Genomic DNA, 25717 nt, shown 5'->3' on the forward strand with positions numbered 1-25717 from the left:
CAGGCGGGAATCAGGACGGTCTTTCGTCATACTCCCCGACGCCCAGAAAGTCCGCGGACGGCTGCACGCCTGCCGACAGGTGAATCGACCGGAGCCCCTTGAGGTGACGTTATGGTCATGAGCGGCGATCTTGGAGCGCGAGCAGTGCTGCGAGGGCCGTCGCGGGGTCAGGGTCGGGTTGACCGATGGGCCACCAGGCGCCGTCCTCTTTCCCGTACGGATACCAGCGGCCGTCGCGGCCATAGCGCAGTTGGCGGTCGTGGCAGACGACGGTCCAGCGGTTGCGCCACGCGCGTAGCTGGGGAGGCCGTCCGTCCGCCCAGTCCTCCGCGAGCGAGGTTCGGGCGCGGGCAAGTACGGCCGGGTCGGGGGTCCAGGGGTCCTCCAGGACCGCGAGTGCGGCCGTGCCGCCGTAACTCCAGGCCCGTACCGCCTGGGCGAGCTCGGACAGCGGGCGACCGGTGCTCTCGGCGATCCGGGCGAAAACCTCTGTCTGCGTGTGCTCGGCGGCAATGCGCACAGCATCCTGCCACTCCGTCAGGTCAGCCAAAGGCGGTGGTGCGTCGTCCGCCAGCGCGGCGGCGAGTTGGCGACGGGCGCGCTCGGCTGCGTCGGCGGCCAGGGTTTCCAGCGCCTCCGGGTCGATGCCTGGTTCGGCGGGCCGGGACGTTGCGAAGACGGGCGGGTGCCCGGTGCGTTCGGGCATGGGCGGCGGTCCGGGCAGCGGTGGCAGGTCTGCGCGCGCCGCGAAAGCCTCCCGGGCCGGTGTACCTGTGGGTGCGGTGGGAGTGCGCGGGGACGGAACCGACGCTGACGTCGAGGCTGCCGCCTGCGATGCCGCGCGGGCGGCGTTGCGGCGGGCGAGCTCGTCCAGCAGCTGCTGTTCGCCGCGGCCGCGCATCAGCAGCAGTACGAAGGGGTCTTCGTCCAGCAGGCGTGCGACCTGGTAGCACAGCGCGGCGCCGTGCTTGCACGGGTAGCCCCAGTCGGGGCAGGAGCAGGACGGCTTCAGATCGTTGGCGGACGGTAGCAGCCGTACGCCAGCTTTCAGCGCGTCCTGCACCAGCTCGGCGGGCATGTCGCGGTCCAGCAGTGCGGCGATGTGCCCGGCGCGCGCCGCCACCGCGTTGAGGAGCCGGTCCCATTGCGTGTCGCTGAGGACGGGGATCGCCAATGACACCCGGTAAGGCCGCGGCCTGCTGCCCTGCACCGGGGCGCTGATCCGGCCCGGGACCACGGTCATCTCGCCCACGGATCCGCGCCGCGCGTAGGTGCGACCGCGGGTGAGGCGGCCGGAATCGAGCGAGCACTCCTCCAGCGCCGACACCCACGCCTGACCCCACCAGGTTGAGACGAAACCGCCCCGGCGGCCGGGAGCCGGAGGGAAGGGAGAGAAAGTGCGGGCGAGCTGACCCTGGGCCTGCTGCTTGGGCTTCGTCGGGCGCGGGCTCACTTGTGGCTTCCCCTCGTGGTGCGCTGACGGTCTGCGCTCCAGGGCGTGGTGTTGTGACGCATCGTTACCAGTTCGGCTAGTTCGACGTCGGAGAGTTCGGTGAGTGCCGCCTCGCCATGGCTCAGCACGGCGTCCGCGAGCCCCTTCTTCTGCGTGAGCATCTGCGCGATCCGATCCTCGACCGTCCCCTCCGCGATCAGACGGTGCACCTGCACCGGCTGGGTCTGGCCGATGCGGTACGCGCGGTCGGTGGCCTGGTCTTCCACCGCCGGGTTCCACCATCGGTCGAAGTGGATGACGTGGCCGGCGCGGGTCAGGTTGAGGCCGGTGCCGGCGGCCTTGAGGGAGAGCAGGAAGACCTGCCGCTCGCCGCGCTGGAAGCGGTCGACCATCTCCTCGCGCTGCTTCACCGGCGTTCCGCCGTGCAGGAACTGCGCCGCGATGCCGCGGGCTGCGAGATGCTGCTCCAGCAGCCGGCCCATCTCGACGTACTGGGTGAAGACGAGCACCGAGCCGTCCTCGGCCACGATCGCATCCAGCAGCTCGTCGAGCAGCTCCAGTTTGCCCGAGCGGCCGGCGAGCTTCGTGTTTTTTTCCTTCAGGTACTGCGCCGGGTGGTTGCAGACCTGCTTGAGGCCGGTGAGCAGCTTCATCACCAGGCCACGCCGGGCCATTCCGTCCGCCTCGCCGATCGCCGCCAGCGACTCGCGCACCAACGCCTCGTACAGGGACGCCTGCTCCTTCGTCAGCGAGACAGGCTGGTCGGTCTCGGTCTTGGGCGGCAGCTCGGGGGCAATGCCAGGGTCGGACTTTCTGCGGCGCATGAGGAAGGGGCGGACCAGGCGGGCGAGACGGTTCGCACTCTCCTGGTCGCCGTCGGCCTCGACCGCGCGGGCGTAGCGGTCGCGGAAGGCGGCGAGCGTGCCGAGCAGGCCGGGTGTCGTCCAGTCGAGCAGGGCCCACAGCTCGGAGAGGTTGTTCTCAACCGGGGTGCCGGTCAGAGCGATACGCCCGGCGGCGGGGACGGTGCGCAGCGCCCGAGCGGTGTCCGAATACGGGTTTTTGACATGCTGCGCCTCGTCCGCGACCAGCAGGCCCCACGGCACAGCGGTGTCGGCCAGGAGCCGGGCGTCGCGACGCAACGTGCCGTACGTGGTGAGGACGAAGGCGTTCGGTGTGAGGTCGTCCAGGGTGCGGCCCGCGCCGTGGAAGCGGCGTACGGGGATGCCGGGTGCGAAGCGCTGCACCTCGCGCTCCCAGTTGCCGAGCAGGGACGTCGGACAGACCACCAGGGTGGGGCCGTGGGCCGATCGCTCGTGATGGCGCAGGTGGAGGGAGATCAGGGTGATCGTTTTACCGAGGCCCATGTCGTCAGCGAGGCAGCAGCCCAGGCCCAGGGAGGTCATCCGATCCAGCCAGATCAGGCCCCGCAGCTGGTAGTCGCGCAGGGTGGCTGCGAGCATGGCGGGCTGGCCGGTGGTGGCCGATGCGGCGTCTTGGCCCTCCTCCGGCTCGGCGATCCGCGCGCGCAACTGCTCCAGGGTGCCGCCCGCGGTGACCGGTACGGGCGTGCCGTCGATCTCTACCTCGCCAGTCAGCGCCGCGCCCAGGGCGTCGATCGCGGTGAGCTCGTGGGCATGCTGCTTGCGGACCTTGCGGACCAGCGCCTGGTCGATCACCACCCACTGGTCGCGCAGCCGCACCACCGGGCGGTGCGCCTCGACCAGGCGGTCCATCTCTTCCTCGGTCAGCGGCTGCCCGCCCAACGCCAACTGCCAGCGGAATTCAAGGAGCTGACCGGAGGAGAGGAAGGTCTCCAGGTCCGACTGCGTCTTCTTGCGCCGGGGCGGCTCCAGCAGGCCGTTCGCGGTCAGCTCCTTCGCCAGGCCCTTTGGCAGGTGGACCTGGATTCCGGCGGCGGCCAGCCGCTCCGCAGCCTCGCCGAGCAGGTCCAGCAGCTCGTCGTCGGCGAGCTGCAGCACATCGGGCGCGGCTGCGGAGAGCAGGCGCGACAGCGGCGGCCATGCTTTCGCGCCTCGGCGCAGCGCCAGCAGCGCGTCGATACGGGTACGGGCGCCGAACTGCTCCGGGACGGCTGCAGCCCCGGCCCACAGCTCGGCCGCATCTGCCACCAGGGTGGGGTCGGCGAGGCTGTGCAGTTGCACCACGGCCCGGAACTTTGGCCCGGCGCCGCCGCTGTCGCCGAAGTCTCCGCCGTCCCACGCGTCGCTGTCTCCCTCCAGACGCAGGGAGACGCGCACGCCCGCGTCCATCCCGGCGGCCACCTCGGCCGCCCACTCACGCTGTTCGGGGATAGGCACCGGCATCCGAGCGGCGAAGGCCGGACCGGCCATCAGGTGGCGCGCTGCCGGGGAGCGCGGCAGGCCGTCCGCGACCGCGTCCACAAAGGCCCGCAGCAGCGGCTCGGCGGCGGGCAGCGCTACGGGCGACGAGCCCGGCAGCGGGACCGCGCGCGCCTCCGGCGGCATCGCCGCCGCGAGGTCGCGTATCCGGCGCACGTCGTCGCCGTCCAGCGGACCGAGCCGCCAGGCGTCGAACCCGGTGGGGCTCAGCCCCGGCAGCAGCCGTCCCCGCGCGGCAAGTTGAAGCGCGATCAGGGCCCCTGCTCCCCACAACGCGGCGGAAACAGAGGCGTTGCCGCTCTGCACCATGGCGCGAGCCCGGGTGAGTACAGGCACCGCCTGCGCGACCGGCAGCAGCACCGCACTCACGCTCCGCCGCCGGATCCCGTTCCCGTGCGGCCGCACGACGGTGAGCTGCTCCGGCTCTACACCGCAGTCGGGCATCTCACCGCCGTCCGCCCGCCAGAACGCCACACGGCCTTCCCTGGCCGGATCTCCGGGCAGGAAGACGGCTTCGCATGCGCTGAGCGCGGCTGAGGCAGCCGGCGCAACCGCTCCCGGCTTCCTCTGCTCGGCAGGCTCATCCACTTCGACGACCTGGAGGATATGCGCCATGACCGGATGCCCTTCGAGCCGGGGTGCAGGTATGCGCTGAAGTGACACCGTCACGCCTTGTCATCGCGCATTCACAAGCTGTACGGCGGAATGCTATCGGCTCGTGACGGGCGCTCGCGGCGCGGACAAAGGACGCATGAGCGTCAGTGCACCCAGTCCTTGAGCGGCTCGGTGTCCAGCGTGACGCCGACCGGCGGAGTGGACGACGACCTTGCACGTGTCGCAGTCGATGGGCAGGTACACGAGGATGCCTGCCTTGGCGTAGGCGCGGCGCTTCTCGACTCGGTCGCGCTGCTCAGATTCGGGCCGCACGAGGTCTCCTCGACGACCACCAGGGTGCCCTCCGGGTCGGTTGCGGTGTGGTTCGAGGTATTGCGGCTTGTCCTGGCGGCCGTTGTCGCTCCAGGTGGCAGCAGACCAGGCCCGCCGGGAAGCCCGCGAGACCAGCGAGCGTATTCACCGCGACCTCACCGGCCCGTAGGCCGACGAGCCCGCGCCCCGGGGGTGGCCGACCGCCAAACCACCCCGGGACGCGTCCGCCCCGTCTGACCTGCCCTGTCCTGCCCCTGATCACCGACGAGGATTTCGCTGCCGGTCATGTGGGCCTGGGAGTCGGAGGTGGTCATGCCGGTTTCGTGGATGTCGGAGGCCTGCCGGAGCAGTTCGTCGTAGGCCGCGTGGTGTTTGGCCGGGAGGCTCTGGCGGTACTCGCCGGCTGGCACGACGATTTCGATGCGGCCGCCGTGGCTGAGGACGGCTTCGGCGAACCAGGAGTCCGGGCCGTCCGCGATGCACGAGACGCCGACCAGTTCGGCTGGGTCGTACTCCTTGATCGCGTCGGCCAGAAGCGCTCGGACGTGGGTTTCGACCTCGTTGCTCAGTCCGCGGTGTCCGGTGATCCCTACCTGCATGCTTTCGCCCTTTCTCACAGGTAGACGCCGTGGAGGCGTTCGTCGAAGTCCCTCACCACTTTGGGCGGTGAGGACAGTGCGAGCCTGCGGCGCACGGCGGGTAGCGCTGCCGCCAGTCCTCCTCCTGTAGCTGCTGGTCGACGGCGGTCCGTGGACGTCCGGGTGGGGGTGCGGGGATGTAGTGGTGGAGGGGGGCGTAGGTGGTGAGTTTCGCGGCCAGGCGTTCGGGCCCCATGGTGGCCCGGTCGACTTCCACGAAGGCCCGCGGCATGGCCCCGCCGTCGTCGGAGGTGCGGTAGTACAGCAGAGCGTCCGGGATGACGGCCTCGCCGCCGCCGAGGGGGTGGTGGACTTCGGGGATCCAGTCCAGCGGCTGGCACTCGTCGCCGCGGCGGCGGGCGTCCTCCAGGAACGCGAGCCCGGTCTCCGTCACCGTCAGTGCGTGCCCTGCCCGCAGCCTGGCGGCGATGCGGTCCGCGATCAGCCTTGGTGGCCGCCGCTCCCGCAGCTCGGGCCACTCGGAGGCGACGTCCACTCCGTAATGAGTGGCGAACCACACCCGTGTGCGGCCGGCCTGCGGCAGAGTGACGCGGTCGACGAGGCCTTCGTCGTGGAGCTTGGCCAGCCTGCGGCGGGTCTGTTCGATCCGCACCCCGGGCGCGATCACCCGATGCATCTTGCATCTGTTCTGTCGTCGCCATCCGGTACTGGGCCAGCACGGCCAGCGCCAGCCGGTCCCCGCCGCCCACGTCCACGTTCGGCATCGCCACCGCCGCCCCTTCCTCGTACGGTGCAGCGCCGGTCTTGTCCGGTGCTGCGTGTACGTCCAGGCCAGCAGTTGGCCCCGACCAGACCACCGACCACGAAGGACTGACCAGCGTCACCATGCGATAACCCCGCCCGCAACCCCGCTGGGGATCCCTCCGACAACCCCGCCGACAACTGTCCGCCCCCACCGGATGTCTGACGGCATATCCGCAGGTCATCACACCTTCCGGGCGTGGTCGGGAACCCCGACATCCCCCTCTGCACCCCAACAACATCCCTACCCAGGAAAGAGAACGGGAAGGGGAGGGCGGGCGTGGTGGTGGAGCGGCGGGGGATCGGGCGGCCCTCAGGGGGTGTTGCGCGTCGGCGGGACCTCCGCGCTCAGCGCCTGACGAGTTGGCGCGCCAGGAGGACTGGCCGCCAGCCGGGCGCAGCTGCGCGGACACACGTCAAGGCGAGGGCTTTGCCGCCAGCGCGGCCGGGCTCGTGTCGTCCTGGCCCTGGCCGCGCTGGTAGAGGGCGCGGGCCTCGGTCCTGGCTCGCTGCCAGGTGCGCTCGTTGCCGCCGTGCTCGCGCGCCAGCTGCGCGGCGATGCCGCGCCGGTATCCGTCGGCCCGCCGGAGTTCCTTGAGGGCGGTGGCGACGGCATGGTCGCGCTGGGCGCGGCCGACGGTCTCTCTGATTGCTCCGGCCGTCTCCGCGACGCCGTCCAGCGGCATGGAGACGGCCGGTACCGGCGTCCTCCCCCCAGGCCGACCAGAATGCCCGTACGACCTCCTGGTCCGGCGCTCAAGATCACCCGGGCCGTGGCCCGGCTGCTGGGCGTCTCGCAGCGCACCGTGGAGCGTTACGTCAAGGATCAGATCCGCCGGCCCCGCGCCGACCTCGCCCAGCGTCTGGCCAATGACGTGCGCGTTCGCTGGCAGCCCCGTGTCCGCGAGCAGGCCCGCAGTCGGGCCGTCACCAGCACCGGCCTCGTCATCCAGACCCGGGCCCAGGTCGTTTCACCGCCGCGCCCGGCACCACCAACGACGCCCGCCTGCGTCATCTAACCGTCGCCCTGCCCGCGCGCCACGCGGCCCGGCCCGTGGGGGCCCAGGACACCGGAGCCACCGAGCAGCAGCTGCTCGACATTACGGCCGCGTCGCTCGGCGAGCAGTACTTCCGTGACGCCGGCCGTCGTGGCCAGGGCCTGATGGGGGAGTTCACTGACGTCGAGCAGGTCGACTTCGACCTGAAGCCCCGGAAAGGCGAAGTGGTCGGCCACGCGTGCCGTGACGCCGACGTCGGCGATCCGGCACGTGCAGAGACGGAAGGCATCGACGGGGCACTGATGAGGGGTTTGAGCACCGGCTTTACCCGAGCCGGAAGAGCCCTCCGTAACGTGGATGTGGCCGCTCGGGGGCGGTTGCAGTGGGGTGTGCTGCCCGGTTTCGATGGCCGGGGTGGGTCTCTGGGCTCCAGAAGGCGGCTGCTGGCTCTCGCTCTGGAGCGGCGCAAGTTCCCGCAGCGCGGGGAGACATGGGCGCCACAATGCCCGCTGGTGTGCGCATCGGCTGCAGGGGCCGGTCAGCGAGCTGAGGCCTGCTGACGGGTCTGACCCTTCGGGCCTCGCTCGTGCAGCAATCGTGCGGTCTGCTCGGACACCGGTGTGGCCAGCAGTGCGGTAACCAGGTCGACCAGCCTGCTGGTGAACAGCCGGTCGTCCCTGCGAGGGCGGGCGGCGGCACGGGCGGCAAGTTCGGCGTGGCAGAAGCGCATGGTGGTGAAGCGGGTGTGGAGCACCGTGGTCGACTCGATAGCCAGCAAGGGCTCCACCAGGCGCCGCCACGCGAAGATGCTCGACCCCTTCGTCACAACGACCTCGACCAGGGGTTCTGGCCGGTTGAGCAGTTCGGCCACGATCTGCAGGAACTCGCGGCCGCCGTCGGGATCAGCGAGTTTCGCGGCAGCCGGCAGTACCAGGGCGGCGGCGAGGGAGCGAAGATCGGCGGTCCCGCTGTCCTCGTACTGCTGCAGCAGTACCTCCCGGCGGGCATCCACCGCAGGCAGGTGCTTGTCGAGTATGGCCCGCAGCAGACCCGCCCGGTCGCCGAAGTGGTACTGCAGGGCCATCGCGTTGCGCTGGCCGGCGGCCCGTTTGATCTCGCTGAGCGACACGCCGTCGATCCCTCTCGCCGCGAACAACTGCTCTGCGGCCCGGATGAGTTTGCCGCGGGTGTCACGGGGCCCCCGGCTCCGAGGCGGCGCGGCCTGTTCAGGCATCTCCTGGGCTGTCACGGAGCCCATGGTAGCCTCTCATGCCAAAATGATACGGTTGCATTAAATGTTGATCCAAGCGTCTGAGGTGTGAGGGAGACCGGTCCATGTCCTGGGGCTTCCAGCCGGCCCCAATGTTCTGTACCTCTCCACTCCGGCGTCCCCGTGCTGCACCGGCGCCGCCCCGCGCCCGGACGGAGGAATCCCATGAAGGCATTGACCTACCAGGGCCGCCACGAGATCCGCTACGGAGACGTCCCCGACCCGGCCGTCACCAGCCCCACCGACGCGGTCGTCCAGGTCACCATGGCCGGCATCTGCGGTAGCGACCTGCACATCTACGACGGCAACGGCTTCAGCCCGGAGACGGGCTACACCCCGGGGCACGAGTGCGTCGGGGTGGTCGTCGAGACCGGCAACCAGGTCACCCGCTTCAAGCCCGGCGACCGAGTCCTGGTTCCCGCCTCGGTCGGCTGCACCCTGTGCAGGACCTGCGCGGCCGGGCTCACGGCCCGGTGCGAGCGCGCCCAGTCCCCAACGGACCTCTGCTACGGAGTGAGCCCGAAGCTTCCGGGCAGTCAGGCCCAGGCCCTGGCTGTGCCACACGCCGACGTCAACCTGGTGCATCTGCCCGAAGGAGTCTCCGACGAGGCCGCCGTCGTCCTTACCGACAACGCTCCTACGGCCTGGTACGGCTGCCGCCGCGCCCGTATCCAGCCCGGCGAAACGGTCCTGGTCATCGGCCTCGGGCCGGTCGGCCTCATGGCCGCACAATCCGCCTTCGCCATGGGCGCCGCCCGTGTGCTGGGCGCGGACCTGGTCGCGGAGCGCCGCGCCTTCGCCGCCACCCTGGGCGTCGAGCCGGTCGAGGGCGAGGACGCACGGACGGCCATACGGGAGATGACCGCAGGACGCGGACCGCACGCCGTGGTAGAAGCCGTGGGCTCGGATGCCACCATAGAACTCGCCCTCAAAGCCGTCCGGCAGGCCGGACGAGTCAGCGTCATCGGGGTCAGCCATAACAAGGCCTTCCCCTTCCACATGGGACTGGCCCAGGTCAAGGAGCTGGAGTTCGCCATCGGACTGTGCTCGATCCATTACGAGCTCCCAGCCCTGATCGCCCTCACCCAGGCCGGCCGGATCACACCGGAGGCCGTGGTCTCCCACCGCTACGGCCTCTCCGAGGGCCCCGCAGCGTACGAACTGTTCAACAGCCGCGCCGACGGTGTCCGCAAGATCCTTCTCGACCCTGCCCGTTGACCCGACTTGGTGCTGCTGCCGCTTCACGCCTTCCGCGCCGGCGGCAGCACGAACCCCCGGCCGCCCGTCACACGCCGGGAAGCGTTGAAGATCTGCGCCAACCTGCGCCTTCGGAAGCATTCCCCACCGGGCGATCTCTTGCGGGACACGGTGAGCAGCTGAAGACAACTCGCGAGGAGCGGCGCCCGGACTCCGAGGACGTCGGATCCATCGCGGAGGCCACCGTGCGCCGAGGGACCGGTCGGTCATCCAGAGCACCATTTGTGTGTCCGGCTGGACCGCCACCGTCCGCCCCCCCCGGCCTCCTGCACCAACCCCCTCAAGGCCCAGGACATCATCGACTACGGCTGCTCCGACACCAACATGGCCGACTACGAGGAAGACCATCTCGTCCCCCTAGAACTCGGCGGCGCGCCGCGCGGCCCGGGCAACCTGTGGCCCGGCCCTACTCCGGCTCCCAGACCGCGCACTCCAAGGACGGCGTGGAGACGAAGCTGGAGAACGCCGTCTGTGCCGGCACCATCACCCTGTCCACCGTCTGCAGCGCCATCGAGAGCAACTGGACCACGGCCCTGCAGGTCACCGGAATAGGCTGACCCTGTGACCAGCCGCGCTGCGGTCTTCGTGCTATGACCGGTGTTCTTGCGCTGAGCAGTCGGGCGGGTGTCCGGGGCCGCGGGAATTGCGGTGCGGCCCCGGATGTCGGGGGTCAGGACCTCGTCCTGGATGTGGGTGGACACCTCTTCCACGAGGAGCTGTAGTAGCGGGTTCGGAGCGCGCGAAATCGCCCCCTCTATTCGGTATTCGTTTCTCTTCTCCACACTCTTCCCAATTTTCGGAAAAGCAAGGGGGTGCCTATGGCCCGGATGCAGACAGGACCACGAGGATGCCTGGTGGGTGGGCGACCGCATGGTGGCCTACGTCTGGTGCCCTGCGACGTCCCGCTGCGCGAGCTCGGTTAAGCGGACGCCCGCACCGCCCGCCACAGTCTGGGCCTGGCCCTGCATACGGGCCGCATGCCCCGACACCGCTCTACTGCGTGCTCGGCGACCTGAAGGTCCTCACCCGGGACGAAGTCCTCCGCTACACCACGCACGCCCACTGCCGGACCGGCGGCGCCTACCACTTCGTCAGCACCCGCCACGCACACCATTTCGACGAGGTCTTCGGGCCGGCTCGGACGCGCGCGGCAAGCTGCCCGATGTCGTTGGGGCTGGGGGCGGCTCGGTCAGGGCCCGGCGGACGCCAGTGCGGGTGAGGCGGGTTTCCGCGCGGGCGCGGGGGCGGGTGTGGTGCCCTTGATGATGAAAGGCCGGTGCAGCCGATGTCGGGGGAGTTCCCCAGGGGGATGGCGTAGTCGGTGCGGCTTGCCTTGTGCGTTTGGGGCGCGGAGCGTGCGGCGGTAGGTATCGGCAGTCGCAGAGTTCGGTCACCGCCCGGGGAACGCCGTCGGCGACCACGGTGGCGACCGGGCCGCCAGAGGCGGCGGGTCGGCGTGCGCTCGGCGCGCGTGTGTTCCTCCGGGCGGATTGGGGTGCGTCACGGGGGCTGGATCGTGCCGCATCTCCGTGTCCGGTGGCTTCGTTGGTGCGATGTCCACTGATCGACGACGTCGCCGGTGAAACCGCGCCCGTCCCATCCGCTGGAGAAGCCGTGTCCGTCCCTACGGCTGCAGACTGCTAGACGCTCTCATTGCCGCAAAAGCGGTCTGCCCGGTCGCCCGGCGGCGTCGACCTGCTGGGCGCATTGGTACGGGCGGGCGATGAGGACGGGACCATCAGCGAGGAGGAACTGCGTTCCACCGCCTACCTGCTGCTGTTGGTCGGGCGACACTACGATGAATCTGATCGGCAACGGGATGCTCGCCCTTCTGCGTCACCCCGAGCAGGCCGCGCGCCTGGCCGCGCGGGATGCCGGTCCAGGGCTGCTCACCACCGCGGTCGAGGAGCTGCTGCGCTACGACTCGCCCGTCCGGGACGCGACGTTCCGGTGCACGGCTGAACCGATCGACCTGCACGGGCGGACCATCGGTGCCGGGGAGATCGTCAGTCTCCTGATCGGATCCGCCAATCGGGACGAGGAGCGCTTTGCGGACCCCGACCGTCTCGATCTGGGCCGGACACCCAACGATCATCTCGCCTTCGGATACGGGCCGCACTTCTGCATCGGCGCCGGCCTGGCCCGGCTGGAAGGCGCTGTCGCCTTTCCCCTGCTTCTGAACCGTCTTGGCCGGGTGGAGCTGGCCAAGCCCGCCGATGAACTGCCCTGGCGGCCGGCCCGCGTCATGCGCGGCCTCGCGGCGCTGCCCGTCGTGCGCCGATGACCGCTGCCGCGCCGGGCGCCTGCCCGCCCTCGTACCGGAAGGACACGATGAGCACGAACACCACGGAACCGGTGGTACTGACCGAGCGAGAAGATGGCGTCCTGGTCATCACTCTCAACCGTCCCCGCGTCCGCAACGCCATCGACCAGGCCCTCGCCGATGCCGTCGATGCCGCACTGAGGCTCCTGGAAGACGACCCGGAGCTTGACGTCGGCATCCTCACCGGAGCGGGCGGCCACTTCTGCTCAGGTATGGACCTCAAAGCCTTCCCTGTCGAAGGAGTGCCCACAGTCGCCGATCGGGGTCTCGCCGGGCTCACCCGCACCCGGCGGTCCAAGCCGGTCATCGCCGCCGTCGAAGGGGCGGCGGTGGCCGGCGGCTTCGAACTCGTCCTCGCCTGCGACCTCATCGCCGCCGCCGACACCGCCTTCTTCGCACTGCCCGAAGTCACGCGCGGCCTCGTCGCCTCGGATGGCGGAGCCATCCGCCTGCCCCGACGCCTCCCCCACCACCTGGCCATGGAGATCCTGCTGACCGGCTGCCCGCTCCCGGCCGAGGAGGCCGCCCAGCATGGGCTCGTCAACCAGCTCACCGGCGAGGGCAAAGCCCTGGACGGTGCGATCGGCCTCGCCGCACGGATCCGCGCCAACTCCCCGCAAGCGGTCAGGATCACCCGGCAGGTCGTCGGGGTCACGAGCGGTCTCGACGATCACGCGGCGTTCACCGTCCAGGACCCGCTCACCGCCCCCGTCTTCCGCACGGACGCGGCAGCCGAGGGTACTCGCGCCTTCTGCGAGAAGAGACCACCGTCCTGGACGACCTGACCAAGCGCCAACTCACACGCAGGTTCGCTGAACGCTGCGCAGTTTCGTTGGTCCGCGACAAGCGATGCCAGCGGCCGGTCTTTCTGCGCAGCGAGTAGGAGGCCTGTCAAACGAGCGGGTCTGGCCCGTAGTCGGTGGTGACGCTGGGTGGCCGTCCGTGATCATGATTTCGTGATGGACGTCAACTTCCTTACAGGGAAGGTGTTTTCCAGGCTGTCGGCGCTGGTCGTCGATTACGTAGCGGACGGCGGTGACGCGGTGGTGGTCACGGCCCGCACCCGGGATGTGGCGGTGCCGTGTCCGGTGTGCGGGACGCCGACGGTGAAGATGCACGGGCACCACGGTCGGACGGCGACGGACGTGCTGGTCGACGGCCGCCAGGTCGTCGTGCGCCTGCGCATACGGCGGCTGCTCTGCCCGTTCCCGGGCTGTCGGCGGCAGACCTTCCGCGAGCAGATCCCCGGACTGCTGGAGCGTCATCAGCGCCGCACGGTGCGGCTTGCCGGGCAGATATCCCAGGTAGCGCGGGAGTTATGCGGCCGGGCGGCCGCCCGCCTCGCCAGTCTGCTGGCCGTGCCCGTTTGGGGAGCGAAGAGCGGGCCTTGATCACCTGTGGCTAGGTTGGGGCTATGACTGGTGACTGGAGGATGGATCGGATCGGGGCTGCTCTGCGAGGTGAGAACCCGACCGTGCTGCGGCGGCTTGAGTCGGGATTCGCGGTGATCGGCGACGTTCAGTTCTTGCCGGGTTACTCGGTTCTCCTCGTGGACGAACCAGGTGTTCAGCGGCTGTCTGATCTGCCGAAGGCGAGGCGGCTGTCGTTTCTGTCCGACATGGACCGGCTCGGAGAAGCCGTTGAGCGCGTCTGCCGACGTCTGGACCCCGACTTCCGCCGGATCAACCTGGAAATTCTGGGGAACACCGACCCGTTCTTGCATGCCCATGTCTGGCCGCGGTTCGAGTGGGAGCCGGCCGAGCTGGTGGGCAAGCCTGTGTGGCTGTATCCGGGTGACCGGTGGAGTGACGAAGGGTTCAGGCTGGGTCCGCAGCATGACGTGCTGAGGGACGGGATCGGGAGCGAACTGGATCGGTTGCGTTCGATGGGCTGACGACGTGAGCCCGCCGACCGTCAGGTCGGCGGACTCGGTGATCAGTGACGGACAACGGATGACGGTCACTGAGTCCTCCGCAGTGGAACGATGTCGGGGCTGGTGGTGGGGACGGAAGGACGGGCGGCTTCGGGTGTCGCGAGAAGCGCGACGATGGTGACTGACTGGTGGCAGTGGGGACAGTTGCGGGTCGCGGTCGGTTCCAGCGGGTCTCGTTCCGCGGCCACTTGCTGACGCGAGAGGGGCCGGCTGGGAGTTTGGGACGGTGGAGGCAGCTCAGGCCACGACCGCAGAGAAGTGGTCTCACCGAGACGACGCGCGCGGTCTTCATCTCTTGCCTGCTCGCGGCGGCGCTCGGCGTCTTTGCGGCAGGCCGGGGAACAGTAGATCCGGCCCCGTAGTCCCAGCTCGGAGACCAGGGAGCAAGTAACCCGCCGGTAGCTTTCCGGGCTTCGCTGCGGCGGTCTTCTTCGGCTGGCGGGGCACGGTCTTCTCGCGGTCGAGGTGTCCGTAGACCGTGGAGCGGGGGACGTTGAACATGTCGGCAATCTGCTGGACGGTCTTCTCGCGAGCATCGTAGAGCCGCTGGGCCAGTTCGGCCTGGTCCGGAGTCAGCTTGGGGCGGCGCCCGCCGACCCGGCCGCGCGCCCGCGCGGAGGCGAGCGCGTCGTTGGCGTTCGCCATGATCAGCTCTCGCTGGAGCTCAGCGAGCACGCTGAGCATGCCGAACATGGCGCGGCCTTCCATGGTGGCAGTGTCGATGCCCTGCTCGATGACGTGCAGACCGATGCCGCGCTCGCGTAAGTCGGCGCCGAGGGTGACCAGGTGCAGGACGGACGGGAGAGCCGGTCGAGTCGGGTGACCTTGAGGGTGTCGCCCTCGCGCATCAGTTGCATGACGAGGTCGAGCTTGGGGCGGGAGGCTTTCGCACCGCTGGCGACGTCGACGTGGATGTTGTCGCGGTCGACGCCGTTGCGCAGTAGTGCGTCGATCTGATGGTCGGGATTCCGATCGGCCGTCGAAGTGCGGCAGTAGCCAAGGGGCATTGTCGGAAACCATCCCAACGACCGTTCATCGACGTTGATTTCCGACGCGAGTTGTCGGCAGTGCCCACCTGCGGGTTCGTGATCACGGTGTCAGTCTCCGAAGTCGGCTGCACAGATGACTGGAGTCGGGTGCACTGAGCACGGCCTCCGCTCGCGGGCCGCCGGCCCCGGCCCGCTGCTCAGTCGGGTGGGGCGCCTGGGTCGATGATCCGGTACCCCACGCCGGGTGTGGTGGCGATGACCGGAGGGTCGCCGAGTTTGCGGCGCAGGCGGCTGATGGTCACCGTGACGGTGTTGGTGAACGGGTCGGCGTGCTCGTCCCAGACCTGTTCGAGGAGGTTCTCCGTGCTGAGGAAAGCGGGGCTCGCGTCAAGGAGGGCTTCGAGTACCGCGAATTCCTTGACGGAGAGGTCGAGTTGGTGGCCGTCGCGGCTGACGGTGCGACGCATCGGGTCGAGTTCGATGCCCGCCGTGCTCAGGGTGCGGGACCGGGCGGCGGGGCGGCGGCGGGCCAGGGCGCGGATGCGCAGGATGAGTTCGGGAAAGTGGAAGGGCTTGGCGAGGTAGTCGTCGGCGCCCCGGGTCAGGCCGCTGACGCGGTCGCTGGGTGAGTCGGCGGCGGTCAGCATCAGGACCATCACCCGGCCGTCCCGCTCGGTGATCATCTGGCAGAGGGTGTCGCCGTGGATGCCCGGCAGGTCGCGGTCGAGCACGACGACGTCGTACGCGTTGACGTCCAGTTTGGCCGCGGCGTCAAGCCCGTCGTGGGCCACATCCACGGCCATGCCCTGGTCGCGCAGTCCCTCGGCAATGACTTCGGCGAGGGGGCGGGCGTCCTCGACCACCAGGACTCTCAACGCGCCACCCCCGTCTCTGTGTTGGGAGCTTCCGCCGTCACCCTGCCGTCCGTACGGGGGAGGGTGACGGTGACGCGCAGGCCGCCGTCGGGGCGGGCGCGCAGGTCCAGGGTGCCGTGGTGAGCCTGGGTGATGGCCGCGACGATGGAGAGGCCGAGGCCGCTGCCCTGGCCGGTGCCGGTCCGGTCGGCGCCAAGGCGGCGAAAGGGCTGCGCGAGGTCCGCCACCCGCCGCTGGTCGAGGACCGGTCCGCTGGACTCGACGACGAGGGACACTGCGCCTGCGCCGTCTCCTTCGGCCCGTACCGCGACACTGATCCAGCCCCCGGGGTCGTTGTGCGCGATCGCATTGTCGACCACGTTGTCGACCGCGCGGCGCAGCAGCGTCTGGCTGCCCCACACCCACGCGGAGTCGTCGATCCGGTCTTCACGCACGGTCAGGCCCTTGGCCTCAATGTCCTTTGCCCGTCCGGTCAGGGCGGTCAGCGCGAGTTGGCCGAGGGTGAGGCGCACCGAGTCGGTGAACTCGCCGTGCTGGGTGCGAGCCAGGACGAGGAAACTCTCCAGCAGCCGGTCCACCTGGTCGAGTTCGGCGCGCATCCGGGCGGCCAGCGTGGCCGTGGTCTCGGGCACCGGGCCCGGCTTGGCGAGGGCCACGTCCAGGGAGGCCCGCATCGTGGTGAGCGGGGTGCGCAGCTCGTGGGAGGCGTTGGCGACGAAGAGGCGCTGGGCGTCGAAGGAGCCCTCCAGGCGGCCGAGAAGGTCGTCGATGGTGTCGGCGAGGTCCTTCACCTCATCGCCGGGGCCGCCGATGGCCAGGCGTTCGTGCAGGCTGTCGGCAGTGATCCGGCGGGTGGCCGCTGTCATCACGCGCAGCGGGCGCAGCACCCGGCCGGCGACGAACCAGCCGAGGCCGACCGAGACCACCGCCATGACACCGAGGGCGATGGCGGAGCCGAGCAGGATCTGCCGGGACTGGGTGTCGTGCGCCCGCGCCAGCTGCTGCTCCAGCTCGTCGATGCGGCCCTGGGCCTGTGCCGCCGTGGCGGGCTGATCGGTGCCGCCATCGGGGGCGGTCTGGCTGGAGCGCGATCCGCCGGATCCCACCACGGCCGCGATGACGAGCAGCGCCGTTCCCGACAGCAGGAACAGAGTCACGTACAAAGCGGTGAAGCGGGTGCGGGCAGTGCCACGGCGCAGGCCGAGCCGGGCAGCCAGGCCCGCGAGCCGTCGCGGCGGACCCCATTTCATCCGCATGCTCCCCTCCCGCCACCCCACCAGGACACGTACCAGGCCAGACTAAGCCGAGGCGCCTAACACCGAGATGACAGTGGCCGTTCGGCCCCTGTGACTCACTCCGTCACAGGGTGGGGCCCATGAGCGATGAGAGTACGAAGGCGACGATCGAGGTCATCGGTCTGCGTAAACGCTTCGGGCCACAGCTGGCTCTGGACGAGATGACGTTCACCGTGCGGCCCGGACGGGTGACCGGCTTCGTCGGCCCGAACGGCGCGGGCAAGTCCACCACCATGCGCGTCATCCTGGGCCTTGAGGCAGCCGAGGAGGGAAAGGCCCTGGTCGGCGGGGTGCCGTACCCGACCCTGCGTCGCCCGCTTCGGCATCTGGGGGCACTGCTCGACGCCTCCGCGCTGCAGCCGAGCCGCACCGCCCGTAACCACCTGCTGTGGCTGGCCCACTCACAGGGCCTGCCGCCCCGGCGGGTGGACGAGGTCATCGAACAGGCCGGTCTGGGCACGGCGGCCCGGCGCAAGGCCGGCGGCTTCTCGCTGGGCATGCGCCAGCGCCTGGGGATCGCGGCGGCGCTGCTCGGTGACCCGCCGGTCGTCATGCTGGACGAGCCGTTCAACGGCCTCGACCCCGACGGCATCGTGTGGATGCGCGGCTTCCTGTCGTCGCTGGCCGGGCAGGGCCGCGCTGTCCTGGTTTCCAGTCACCTGATGAGCGAACTCGAAGACACCGCGGACCATCTCGTGGTGATCGGTCGCGGCCGGGTCGTCGCGGACACCAGCGTCTCCGAGCTGCTCGCCGAGGCGTCCGGCGGCCGGGTCACCCTGCGTACCTCCGCGCCTCCGCGCGCCGCCCAGGTCCTGCACGGCGCGGGTGCCACCGTTCTCGCCACCGGCCCCGACACCCTCGGCGTCACGGGCCTGCGCGACGAGGAGATCGTGGCCCTGCTCGCCCGGAACGGGGTGCCGTTCTCCCAGGTGTCCACGCACCGGGCGACGCTCGAAGAGGCGTACATGGAGCTCACCCGGGACGCGGTGGAGTACCGGGGCATCCCGGCGGGGAAGGTCACGCGATGACCGCCACCCTCACCCCTCGCCCCCCGGCCACGAGGCGTGCTGAGCGGAGCGGGTTCCTCAGGACGCTGCACGCCGAGTGGACGAAGTTCCGTACGGTACGCGGCTGGGTCCTCGCCATGGCGGGGGCGCTCCTGGTGACGATCGTGGTCGGCCTGCTCGGCACGGCCGCCCCCGCCCCCGGCGGTCGCGGCGCCGACTCCGCCTCGTATCCGAAGGGCCCCGGCGGCGAGGCCGTCAATGACAGCTTCTACTTCGTCCACAGGACGCTCACCGGCGACGGCGCCCTCATCGTTCCCCTGCGGTCCCTGACCGGTGTGGCCGACACCGGGATCGGCAAGGCGGCGCAGGGCGCCCAGCCCTGGGCGAAGGCAGGGATCATCGTGAAGGAAAGCCTCACCCAGGGATCCCCGTACGCGGCGGTCATCGCCACCGGCGGTCACGGCGTGCGCATGCAGTACGACTACACGCACGACACGGCGGGCCCTTCCGGCAAGGTCACCCAGGAGTCCCCGCGCTGGCTGCGCCTGGTGCGCTCCGGCGACAGCCTCACCGGTTACAGCTCCACCGACGGCTCCCACTGGACCAAGGTCGGCCATGCGAAGCTGCCTGGGCTTGCGCGCACCGTGCAGGCCGGGCTCTTCGCCACGTCACCGGAGGCGAAGCAGGACACCGCGGCGGGCACGGGCTTCAGCCCCGCCGTGGCCACCGGCACCTTCGGCCCTCCCGGCCTCACCGGTGGCTGGTCCCAGAGCGCGTGGAGCGGCACACAGGTGGGCGGCGACGCGGGCACCTCCGGCAGCTACACGAACACCACCAAGGGCGGATTCACCCAGACCGACGGCGGCGGGTTCACCGTGACCGGGGCCGGTGACATCGCACCGGTCGTCGGCGGGCCCGCCATGGGCGTCGGCTTCTCCGTCGAGAACTTCCTCGTCGGTACATTCGCCGGGCTGATCGTGGTGATCGCCGTGGGCACGGTGTTCATCACCGGCGAGTACCGGCGTGGTCTGCTGCGTACGACGATGGCGGCAACTCCCTTGCGGGGCCGGGTGCTTGGTGCCAAGGCACTGGTGGTTGGTGGCGTCGCGTTCGCCATCGGCCTGGTCGCCGCCGCGATCACCATTCCCATCGGGGAACGCAGCGCGCGCGGCAGGGGCTTCCATGTCTTCCCCGTCACGTCGGCGACCGAAGTGCGCGTCATGGTCGGAACCGGCCTGCTCTGCGCAGCCGCCGCCGTGCTCGCTCTCGGCGTCGGTGCCCTGCTGCGGCGCAGCGGCACGGCGGTCGCCCTGGTCATCGCGTCGATCGTGCTGCCCTTCCTGCTTGCCACCTCCGGCGTACTGCCCCCGGGCGTCTCGGAGTGGCTGCTGCGGGTGACCCCGGCTGCGGGCTTCGCCATCCAGCAGACCCTGCCGCAGTACGCGCAGGTGCTCAGCGTGTACGAGCCGTCGACCGGCTACTACCCGCTGGCGCCCTGGGCCGGCCTCGCCGTGCTGTGCGGATACGCCGCGCTCGCCTTCGGTCTGGCCGTGGTGCGGCTGCGCGGGAGGGACGTATGACTCTCCTGAGCGGTGCACGACTCACGAGCACGGCTGACGGCGCGTGGCGAGGGGACTTCGGGCGCGCCCTGCGCGCGGAGTGGACAAAGCTGCGCACCGCAGGGGAAATGGGCAGGTTGCTCCTGCTCGCCGTCGCGCTGACCGTGGCCGTCGGCTGCGGCACCGCCAAGGCCGTGAAGTGCCCGGACGCGGGGTGCGGCCAGGACGCCGTCAAGCTCGCCCTGACCGGCGTCACCGTCGGACAGGCGGTCATCGCCGTCCTCGCGGTGCTGGCCGTCAGCGGCGAGTACGGCACCGGGATGATCCGCACCACGCTCACTGCGGTGACGAACCGGATCACCGTACTCACCGCCAAGGCGACGATCCTCACCACGGTCGTCCTCGCCTCCGGGACGGCCGCTGTCCTGGCCTCGCTCCTTGCCGGCCGCTACATCCTGCCCGGCAACGGATTCACCGAGGCACACGACTATGCCCCGCTCTCCCTGGCCGACGGCCCGACCCTGCGCGCGGCCGTGGGCTCGGTCCTCTACCTCGTCCTCATCGCCCTGATCGGCCTCGGCGTGGCGACGGCGGTACGGGAGGCGGCGACCGCCATCGGGATCGTGCTCGGCCTGCTCTATCTCTTCCCGGTCGTCACCCGGGTGGTCAACGACCCGGAGTGGCAGCGCCACCTCCAGCAGATCTCGCCCATGACCGCCGGGCTCGCGATCCAAGCCACCGTCCATCTGCACGAGCTGCCCATCGGCCCATGGGCCGGCCTGGGCGTGCTCGCCACGTGGGCCGCGGCCGCGCTGCTGGTCGGCAGCCTGCTGCTGCACAGGCGCGACGCGTAGCCGAATCGAGCCGACCGCGAGCACGGTGGCTTCGGGCCCCAACGACTCTGGGAACGGACCGATAGCACGTATACGACGGCCACCCCGGCTCCCTGCACCGCTACCCCTTCAGGTAGCGGTGCAGGGAGGTCTTGGGGATGCCGGTCTTGACGCCGATCTCCCCGTAGCTGGCGCCTTGACCCTGGAGCAGACGCGCGTACTCGATCTTGTCGGCTGGGTGGGCCACGGGCCGGCCGATGCAGCGGCCTGCCGCTTCGGCCACGGCGCGGGCGTGAGCGTGGGCGGCCCGCTCCGCGGTGAAGGTCCGCTCCATCTCGGCGAACAGGGCCAGTAGCAGGAAGGCGATGCGGCCCATGCCCTCGTTGGCGGTGTTGATCGGCAGCGGGTCGGCCAGTGAACGCACCCCGATCTGCTTCTCGTTCAGATCGTGGACGAGGTTGAGGACTTCGCGCGGCTTGCGGCCGAGCCGGTCCAGGGTGTGCACCACGATGGTGTCCCCGGGGCGGGCGTAGGCGAGCGGGTCGGCCAGGCCGGGGCGCTCGACGGTGGCACCGCTCTTCTTGGCCACGTAGATCTGCTTCTCGGGGATGCTCATCTCGCCGAGGGAGTCGAGCTGGCGTTCCAGGCTCTGCTTGGTGGTGGAAATCCGCGCGTATCCGAGTTTGAGTCCGCCCGTGGGGCGGTTGTGGGTTCCCATGACGGCACACCGCACTGGAAGTTGGCTCCGTACGGCTGTTTCGGAACGCTTCTTGTGGAACGACTTTCGGAACGATCGGCGGTGCGATCGGCCAAGGATGCACGCCTCCTGACGGAGCGTGTGATGTCCCGTTCCACTTCCAAGGATGTGGAACGGCGTCAGATGAGGTCGAGGCGCCCGTGTTCGCCGGCGCTGGGCAGGAACTCGGCGGGGACGCCTTCCTCGTGCAGGGAGGCGCGCTCCTCTTCGAAGTGATCGAGGGTGCGGCATCCGATGGTCAGTAGGGCAGCGTCCTGTCACACGCGCCATGCGTAGGAGTTGGCTGCCGCCGCGGCTACAGCGGCTGAGCCACCCGGCTCCCGACAGCGCCCCGGCCGCCAGAGCAGATGTCGCACGGGACGGACATCGGGTGCGTGGCCCGGATAGGGTGGGGGTTGAGCCGTGACTGGCGTGTCGAGATGGGCGTAACCATCGGGGAGCGGCTTCGTCACATGGGAATCCGCGCCGAGCGCTGGGAGTCGGGGAAGCCGACGCCGACCGCGTGCTCGCCGGCGTCGATGGCGACACCGGGCTCTGCGTGCGCCGCGGCGATCCGCGCACCGCGGACGACGAGGCCGGTCGGGGGCCGGCCACCGGCGAGGCGATGGGAGATCAGCCGACTGGCTGCCTGGTTCGCGGTCTGCTCTGCCGCGGTGTTGGGCTGCGCGGCCGGCGGCCTCCCGGGCGGGCCGTCGCGTCCCCGGAGCTGGGAACGTGGTGGGCGGACACCGCTGGGATTGGTGACGACGGGGCCGACCTCCAAGGCGGTGGCGTCCGGCAGCCGCACGATCCGTGACAGCCAGGCCACGCGTGAGTCCGAGGTGATGCGCGCGTCGGGCCGCTGGTTGACGGTCAGGCCGGCCTGGAGAGCGGCCGCACGGTCGGCGACCCGGTTCGGCAGCGCATCGGCGAGCAAACGGGGGCGCACGAGACCGACGTCGTTGCCGGCATCGGTGGTCTGCTCGACGGCCTCGACGTAGTCGCCTCGGAGTCCGGCCACGAGGACTTCGGTGTAGAGGGAGTGGTACTTGCCGACCTCAACGGGGTCCTGTACCTCGCAGGCCGGTTCGCCGAGCAGGCAGGGGAAGAAGAGATCCACGGCCCGACTCGGACCGATGACACCGGTGTTCGGCGTGATCACCGAGCCGGTGACTCCCTGGGCGTTGATCGTCGTCGCGGCGGTGCGGCAGGCGTCGGAAATGAAGACGGCATGGGGAATCCGCCCGGGAGAGGCCAGTTCTGCGCTCTTGGCGACATTGACTGCCGCGTTCGGGTTGGTCGGTGCTGCCGAGAGAAGCCAGAATTCATCCCGGTTATTGACGATTCAGTGCCCGCAGAAGTAGATGACGAGCTGCTCCAGCGTGGGTAGTTGGGCGAATGCGTTGACGGCGTCAAACACGGTGTCCGCGGTGACGGGCCGAAGATCCGTGTCGGAGACCTACGCGACATGCTCGGGTCGGATTCCCTGTCCGGTCGCCCATTCCCGCAGTGCCCTGATCGCGTCTCCCACCGCCGGCAACACGGGAAGTCCGCCGGTGCGCTGTACTCCGATGATCACGATTGCGCGGTCCAGAGCCCCTCAGGAACGAGATCGATGTCAGACGGTGATTACGACTCGAACTGATGGCATGGGCGGCTTCCGGCCGCCACGCGCCTGCCGTATTTTCCGGCAGCGAGGACGGATAAAGAGAATCCAGAATATTTTCATTCTCTTCTGTGGTGCGGGAGACGAATGAGGAGAGCGTCGTGACCGACGGCTATCGGTGCGTGCGCGATGCTGTGGGCCCACACCTGTTGCACTAACCTAGCCGATTGCGAGAGATCTGCGAGGGGCCGGACCGAAGTCCGGGAGCTACCGAAGTCCGGGAGCTGCCGCGTGCGGCCGTATCGCACGTGCAGCGTTTGACGCCTCGACACGGACGTGCCTTACGGAGCGGCTCCCCGAGGCGTCGGCCTGACCTGAATGACGGCTGTCAGGGCTTCCGCACACGTCACGTCACGCCTATATGACGCCGCGGGGCTCTTGGGGTGGGGTACGCGGTTAACGGCAGGGAGAGTCGCGGCGTACCCCAGCACAACCAATCGTCTCTCCGGTGAGTCGTACTGGGCGGCGTGAGGTTGCGTGCGCCGGTGATGCCCACACTCTCGGCGCGGTCGTGAGCGGCGCCTGGCTCGGCCACGCGTTCCCGTGCTGATCCCGCCCCCTACGCGCCTTCTTCTCCGCCTACGTCAGGACAACGATGGCTTCCCGTTCCCTTCCCCAGCGCCGCAGACGGCTCGTCCTTGCCACCGGTATCGCCCTGGTCAGCGGTGCCGTGCTGGCTCCCGTCGTCAACGCCGCCGCGGCCGCGACGACCGCCACCACGCCCAGCACCAAGCGCCTGCAGGACGACTTCAACGGCGACGGCTACCCCGACCTGGCGATCGGCGCGCCGGGCACCATGTTGAACGGGCAGGCGAAGGCGGGGGCCGTCGGCGTGCTGTACGGCTCGTCCAGCGGGCTGTCGACCTCGCGCAAGCAGGTGCTGACCTGGTCGAGCAGGTCGACGACGCAGCCACAGACGCGCTTTGGCAGCGACCTGCAGAGCGGCGACCTCGACCGGGACGGCTACGCCGACCTGCTGTCGCTCGTGGACATGTCGCCGATCAGCGGCTACGACGGACGTTTCCTGGCCGTCAACTGGGGCGGCCCCAAGGGGCTGTCCGCCACGCCGATCCTGCTGAGGAACGTGCCGGCGAACTCCCGAGGCTCCTTCGTGGTCGCCGACGTCGACGGGGACAAGAACCCGGACGTGGCGGTGTCGGGCGACGACTACGGCGACGAGAACACGCCGGGCGACGGCTCGGTGCTGCACGGACCATTCCAGCGGGACGGCGGCAGCGCGAGGACGACCCGGTTCACCCTCGTCCCCGGGGAGGAGTGGTACGCCATCGCGATGGCAGCCGGTGACGTGACCGGCGACGGCATTGCCGATCTGGCCGTCAGCGCCAGGCAGCAGGACGGCGAGATCGGTACCGGTGGGGTCGCCCTGCTGGTGGGCGGTCCTTCCGGGTTCACGTACAAGGGCCTCCTCAAGGACGCCCAGGGCCGGCTCATCCGCGGTGAGGACGTCGAGATGGGCGACCTCGACAAGGACGGTCGTGCCGAGATCGTCGTCGGTCACTCCGTCGACGGCACCGACTACGACGTCGGCCTCCCGGTCAAGGGCGGTGCGATCGCCGTCGTCCACGGCGGTCCGAACGGCGTGTCCACCACCCGCAAGCCGGTGTGGATCAACCAGGACACCGCGGGCGTACCCGGCGTGGGGGAGTGGCGTGACGGCATGGGCTCGGGCCTGTCGATCGGCGACACCAACGGCGACGGCTACCCCGACGTGGTGACCGGCCTGCCCGGCGAGGACTTCGACGGCCTCACCGACGCCGGCACCGTGCTCGTGCTGCGCGGCAGCGCGAACGGTCTGACCACCACCGGCATCAAGTCGTTCAGCCAGAACACCGCCGGGGTGCCCGGCACCGCCGAGAAGCTGGACCGTTTCGGCAGCGAGACCGCCCTCATCGACGCCAACGGCGACAAGAAGGACGGCCTGCTCGTCGGCGACTGGGCGGAGAACGCGAACAACGGTGCCGCGTGGGTCTTCTCGGCCACATCCAGCGGCATCACCGCGAGCGGTTCCTTCTCGTTCGGCCCGTCCACCGTGGGCCTGCCCGCGACCGGGTCCCTGTTCGGAGCCTCGGTGGCCGACTGACGGCGACCACGTCCCCGTACGAGCGCAAGCCTCTACCCACACATCATGGGACAGCCGCATGACGAGCCCGCCGCAACGCGCGGGACTGTGAACGCCTCATGACCCACGCCGAACCACACATCCACTGGGCCGTCATACCCTCATGACCCGCCGCCGCACCCGCCGAGACCGCCAAAACGAGACCGTCCTGGCCTCCGCCGCGGCAGCCGCCTGATGATCTCTCATTTACGATCGCCCTTCCCTCCCATCCCCTATGACCTGCGGAAAGAGGATGTGACACAGGCACTTACCTTGTTCCTTAACCTCGGCCTGCTTAATTGCCGGCTGCAGGTGGGCGGACAGCGCGATGGGAACCGAGATGTGGCTAGGTTCTACCTCGCCGGCGTTGTCCGCAGGTAGTGGCAGCTGGTGTCGATGGCGCCTGGAGGGAGTGGACATGCCGGATGAGGCGAAGGTTCGGATAGGTGACGTTGTGCGGGTCACTGGCGGGCCGTTCGCAGACTTCAGGGGCCCTGTCGGCTCCGTCGACCTCGGTCGTGGACGCGTGCAGCTGACCGTCGACATCCTGGGTGACGTGAGCACTATCGACGTACCCCTGTCGGATGTTGTGAGGACCGACTGAACTCGTCTGTCACGTCCGCCTCGAACAGCCAGCCGCTCCGATCACTCGTACGGGGATTCCTCCGACGACGGAGCGGCCTTCGCGTGATACTGAAAACGACTTTAGTACCC

The 25717-nt window shown here is 69.9% G+C and carries 24 protein-coding genes and 2 pseudogenes; 13 read left to right on the forward strand and 13 right to left on the reverse strand.

Annotation, left to right across the window (positions count from 1 at the left end; translation table 11 throughout):
• Nucleotides 1-115 precede the first annotated feature (115 nt).
• The 5 genes from ACIPSA_RS35525 to ACIPSA_RS35545 all read right to left on the reverse strand — a co-directional run bounded on the left by ACIPSA_RS35525 (nt 116) and on the right by ACIPSA_RS35545 (nt 6829).
• Entirely contained in the window at nt 116-1453 is a 1338-nt protein-coding gene (locus ACIPSA_RS35525) for an SWIM zinc finger family protein (RefSeq protein ID WP_402642284.1), read from the reverse strand.
• Nucleotides 1450-4431 (reverse strand): DEAD/DEAH box helicase, encoded by a 2982-nt coding sequence (locus ACIPSA_RS35530; protein WP_402642286.1) that lies wholly within the window; start codon nt 4429-4431, stop codon nt 1450-1452. Before ACIPSA_RS35530 ends, ACIPSA_RS35525 begins: the two co-directional genes overlap by 4 nt.
• 467 nt (nt 4432-4898) lie before the next feature.
• Nucleotides 4899-5342, reverse strand: coding sequence for a hypothetical protein (locus tag ACIPSA_RS35535; protein WP_402642288.1), 444 nt, complete (start codon nt 5340-5342; stop codon nt 4899-4901).
• Nucleotides 5343-5394: 52 nt separating this feature from the next.
• Complete coding sequence (locus tag ACIPSA_RS35540; RefSeq protein ID WP_402642291.1) at nt 5395-6009, reverse strand: replication-relaxation family protein; 615 nt, start codon at nt 6007-6009, stop codon at nt 5395-5397.
• A 550-nt stretch (nt 6010-6559) separates the two neighbouring features.
• Nucleotides 6560-6829: a hypothetical protein gene (locus tag ACIPSA_RS35545; protein ID WP_402642743.1), complete on the reverse strand. Its 270-nt coding sequence runs from the start codon at nt 6827-6829 to the stop codon at nt 6560-6562.
• On the opposite strand from ACIPSA_RS35545, the gene tpg reads away from it, so the two are divergent.
• Nucleotides 6758-7162: a telomere-protecting terminal protein Tpg gene (tpg, locus tag ACIPSA_RS35550; protein ID WP_402642702.1), complete on the forward strand. Its 405-nt coding sequence runs from the start codon at nt 6758-6760 to the stop codon at nt 7160-7162. The genes ACIPSA_RS35545 and tpg overlap by 72 nt on opposite strands.
• Here the strand turns inward: tpg and ACIPSA_RS35555 are convergent.
• The gene (locus tag ACIPSA_RS35555) at nt 7159-7377 is read right to left on the reverse strand and encodes a hypothetical protein (protein WP_402642294.1); all 219 of its coding nucleotides are present in this window, start codon (nt 7375-7377) and stop codon (nt 7159-7161) included. The genes tpg and ACIPSA_RS35555 overlap by 4 nt on opposite strands.
• Nucleotides 7378-7679: 302 nt before the next feature.
• Entirely contained in the window at nt 7680-8390 is a 711-nt protein-coding gene (locus ACIPSA_RS35560) for a TetR/AcrR family transcriptional regulator (RefSeq protein ID WP_402642296.1), read from the reverse strand.
• Between the two features lie 186 nt (nt 8391-8576).
• Here ACIPSA_RS35560 and ACIPSA_RS35565 point away from each other — a divergent pair, with 186 nt between their 5' ends.
• The 6 genes and pseudogenes from ACIPSA_RS35565 to ACIPSA_RS35590 all read left to right on the forward strand — a co-directional run bounded on the left by ACIPSA_RS35565 (nt 8577) and on the right by ACIPSA_RS35590 (nt 13885).
• Entirely contained in the window at nt 8577-9629 is a 1053-nt protein-coding gene (locus ACIPSA_RS35565) for an alcohol dehydrogenase catalytic domain-containing protein (RefSeq protein ID WP_402642297.1), read from the forward strand.
• A 434-nt stretch (nt 9630-10063) separates the two neighbouring features.
• Nucleotides 10064-10225 carry a hypothetical protein gene (locus ACIPSA_RS35570; protein WP_402642300.1) on the forward strand — a complete coding sequence of 54 codons (162 nt, stop codon included), beginning with the start codon at nt 10064-10066 and terminating at the stop codon, nt 10223-10225.
• Between the two features lie 1241 nt (nt 10226-11466).
• Complete coding sequence (locus ACIPSA_RS35575; RefSeq protein ID WP_402642302.1) at nt 11467-11952, forward strand: cytochrome P450; 486 nt, start codon at nt 11467-11469, stop codon at nt 11950-11952.
• A gap of 47 nt (nt 11953-11999) precedes the next feature.
• Nucleotides 12000-12776 (forward strand): crotonase/enoyl-CoA hydratase family protein, encoded by a 777-nt coding sequence (locus tag ACIPSA_RS35580; protein WP_402642305.1) that lies wholly within the window; start codon nt 12000-12002, stop codon nt 12774-12776.
• Nucleotides 12777-12977: 201 nt separating this feature from the next.
• Nucleotides 12978-13358, forward strand: a pseudogene (locus ACIPSA_RS35585) (transposase family protein); the annotation flags it as partial.
• Between the two features lie 47 nt (nt 13359-13405).
• Nucleotides 13406-13885, forward strand: a complete 480-nt coding sequence (locus tag ACIPSA_RS35590) for an HIT family protein (protein WP_402642308.1) — start codon at nt 13406-13408, stop codon at nt 13883-13885.
• A gap of 327 nt (nt 13886-14212) precedes the next feature.
• Here the strand turns inward: ACIPSA_RS35590 and ACIPSA_RS35595 are convergent, their stop codons facing one another.
• The 4 genes and pseudogenes from ACIPSA_RS35595 to ACIPSA_RS35610 all read right to left on the reverse strand — a co-directional run bounded on the left by ACIPSA_RS35595 (nt 14213) and on the right by ACIPSA_RS35610 (nt 17044).
• A complete protein-coding gene (locus tag ACIPSA_RS35595) occupies nt 14213-14608 on the reverse strand; it encodes a helix-turn-helix domain-containing protein (RefSeq protein ID WP_402642704.1) in 396 nt (131 codons plus the stop codon).
• Nucleotides 14582-14931, reverse strand: a pseudogene (locus tag ACIPSA_RS35600) (recombinase family protein); the annotation flags it as partial. The gene ACIPSA_RS35595 and the pseudogene ACIPSA_RS35600, both read right to left, overlap by 27 nt.
• 179 nt (nt 14932-15110) lie before the next feature.
• Nucleotides 15111-15788, reverse strand: coding sequence for a response regulator transcription factor (locus ACIPSA_RS35605; protein WP_402642311.1), 678 nt, complete (start codon nt 15786-15788; stop codon nt 15111-15113).
• Complete coding sequence (locus ACIPSA_RS35610) at nt 15785-17044, reverse strand: sensor histidine kinase (protein WP_402642314.1); 1260 nt, start codon at nt 17042-17044, stop codon at nt 15785-15787. Before ACIPSA_RS35610 ends, ACIPSA_RS35605 begins: the two co-directional genes overlap by 4 nt.
• Before the next feature lie 119 nt (nt 17045-17163).
• On the opposite strand from ACIPSA_RS35610, the gene ACIPSA_RS35615 reads away from it, so the two are divergent.
• From ACIPSA_RS35615 to ACIPSA_RS35625, 3 genes are all read left to right on the forward strand, one after another.
• Complete coding sequence (locus ACIPSA_RS35615) at nt 17164-18111, forward strand: ABC transporter ATP-binding protein (protein WP_402642317.1); 948 nt, start codon at nt 17164-17166, stop codon at nt 18109-18111.
• Nucleotides 18108-19670: an ABC transporter permease subunit gene (locus ACIPSA_RS35620; RefSeq protein WP_402642320.1), complete on the forward strand. Its 1563-nt coding sequence runs from the start codon at nt 18108-18110 to the stop codon at nt 19668-19670. The genes ACIPSA_RS35615 and ACIPSA_RS35620 overlap by 4 nt, the downstream gene beginning before the upstream one ends.
• 107 nt (nt 19671-19777) lie before the next feature.
• Nucleotides 19778-20503 (forward strand): ABC transporter permease, encoded by a 726-nt coding sequence (locus ACIPSA_RS35625; protein ID WP_402642323.1) that lies wholly within the window; start codon nt 19778-19780, stop codon nt 20501-20503.
• Between the two features lie 100 nt (nt 20504-20603).
• Here ACIPSA_RS35625 and ACIPSA_RS35630 read toward each other — a convergent pair whose 3' ends face one another.
• Nucleotides 20604-21200 carry a recombinase family protein gene (locus ACIPSA_RS35630; RefSeq protein WP_402642325.1) on the reverse strand — a complete coding sequence of 199 codons (597 nt, stop codon included), beginning with the start codon at nt 21198-21200 and terminating at the stop codon, nt 20604-20606.
• A gap of 487 nt (nt 21201-21687) precedes the next feature.
• Complete coding sequence (locus ACIPSA_RS35635) at nt 21688-22338, reverse strand: hypothetical protein (RefSeq protein ID WP_402642328.1); 651 nt, start codon at nt 22336-22338, stop codon at nt 21688-21690.
• 16 nt (nt 22339-22354) lie between these two features.
• On the opposite strand from ACIPSA_RS35635, the gene ACIPSA_RS35640 reads away from it, so the two are divergent.
• From ACIPSA_RS35640 to ACIPSA_RS35650, 3 genes are all read left to right on the forward strand, one after another.
• The gene (locus tag ACIPSA_RS35640; RefSeq protein ID WP_402642330.1) at nt 22355-22582 is read left to right on the forward strand and encodes a hypothetical protein; all 228 of its coding nucleotides are present in this window, start codon (nt 22355-22357) and stop codon (nt 22580-22582) included.
• An 897-nt stretch (nt 22583-23479) separates the two neighbouring features.
• Nucleotides 23480-24985 carry a VCBS repeat-containing protein gene (locus ACIPSA_RS35645; RefSeq protein WP_402642333.1) on the forward strand — a complete coding sequence of 502 codons (1506 nt, stop codon included), beginning with the start codon at nt 23480-23482 and terminating at the stop codon, nt 24983-24985.
• 436 nt (nt 24986-25421) lie between these two features.
• On the forward strand, nt 25422-25607 hold the full coding sequence (locus ACIPSA_RS35650) for a KOW motif-containing protein (protein WP_402642336.1): 186 nt from the start codon (nt 25422-25424) through the stop codon (nt 25605-25607).
• Nucleotides 25608-25717 lie beyond the last annotated feature (110 nt).

It is taken from the genome of Streptomyces sp. NPDC086549, assembly GCF_044746205.1.
Classification (GTDB): domain Bacteria; phylum Actinomycetota; class Actinomycetes; order Streptomycetales; family Streptomycetaceae; genus Streptomyces.

Excerpts from the sequence above, each read along its gene's own strand:
- ACIPSA_RS35565 (WP_402642297.1), top strand. The coding sequence starts at position 8,577 with ATGAAGGCATTGACCTACCAGGGCCGCCACGAGATCCGCTACGGAGAC.
- ACIPSA_RS35580 (WP_402642305.1), top strand. The coding sequence starts at position 12,000 with ATGAGCACGAACACCACGGAACCGGTGGTACTGACCGAGCGAGAAGAT.
- ACIPSA_RS35545 (WP_402642743.1), bottom strand. The coding sequence starts at position 6,829 with ATGCCGCTGGACGGCGTCGCGGAGACGGCCGGAGCAATCAGAGAGACC.
- ACIPSA_RS35615 (WP_402642317.1), top strand. The coding sequence starts at position 17,164 with ATGAGCGATGAGAGTACGAAGGCGACGATCGAGGTCATCGGTCTGCGT.
- ACIPSA_RS35535 (WP_402642288.1), bottom strand. The coding sequence starts at position 5,342 with ATGCAGGTAGGGATCACCGGACACCGCGGACTGAGCAACGAGGTCGAA.
- ACIPSA_RS35530 (WP_402642286.1), bottom strand. The coding sequence starts at position 4,431 with ATGGCGCATATCCTCCAGGTCGTCGAAGTGGATGAGCCTGCCGAGCAG.
- tpg (WP_402642702.1), top strand. The coding sequence starts at position 6,758 with ATGGTCGCGCTGGGCGCGGCCGACGGTCTCTCTGATTGCTCCGGCCGT.
- ACIPSA_RS35650 (WP_402642336.1), top strand. The coding sequence starts at position 25,422 with ATGCCGGATGAGGCGAAGGTTCGGATAGGTGACGTTGTGCGGGTCACT.
- ACIPSA_RS35610 (WP_402642314.1), bottom strand. The coding sequence starts at position 17,044 with ATGCGGATGAAATGGGGTCCGCCGCGACGGCTCGCGGGCCTGGCTGCC.
- ACIPSA_RS35590 (WP_402642308.1), top strand. The coding sequence starts at position 13,406 with ATGACTGGTGACTGGAGGATGGATCGGATCGGGGCTGCTCTGCGAGGT.
- ACIPSA_RS35625 (WP_402642323.1), top strand. The coding sequence starts at position 19,778 with ATGGGCAGGTTGCTCCTGCTCGCCGTCGCGCTGACCGTGGCCGTCGGC.
- ACIPSA_RS35595 (WP_402642704.1), bottom strand. The coding sequence starts at position 14,608 with ATGCTCAGCGTGCTCGCTGAGCTCCAGCGAGAGCTGATCATGGCGAAC.
- ACIPSA_RS35575 (WP_402642302.1), top strand. The coding sequence starts at position 11,467 with ATGAATCTGATCGGCAACGGGATGCTCGCCCTTCTGCGTCACCCCGAG.
- ACIPSA_RS35620 (WP_402642320.1), top strand. The coding sequence starts at position 18,108 with ATGACCGCCACCCTCACCCCTCGCCCCCCGGCCACGAGGCGTGCTGAG.
- ACIPSA_RS35645 (WP_402642333.1), top strand. The coding sequence starts at position 23,480 with ATGGCTTCCCGTTCCCTTCCCCAGCGCCGCAGACGGCTCGTCCTTGCC.
- ACIPSA_RS35630 (WP_402642325.1), bottom strand. The coding sequence starts at position 21,200 with ATGGGAACCCACAACCGCCCCACGGGCGGACTCAAACTCGGATACGCG.
- ACIPSA_RS35640 (WP_402642330.1), top strand. The coding sequence starts at position 22,355 with ATGACACCGGTGTTCGGCGTGATCACCGAGCCGGTGACTCCCTGGGCG.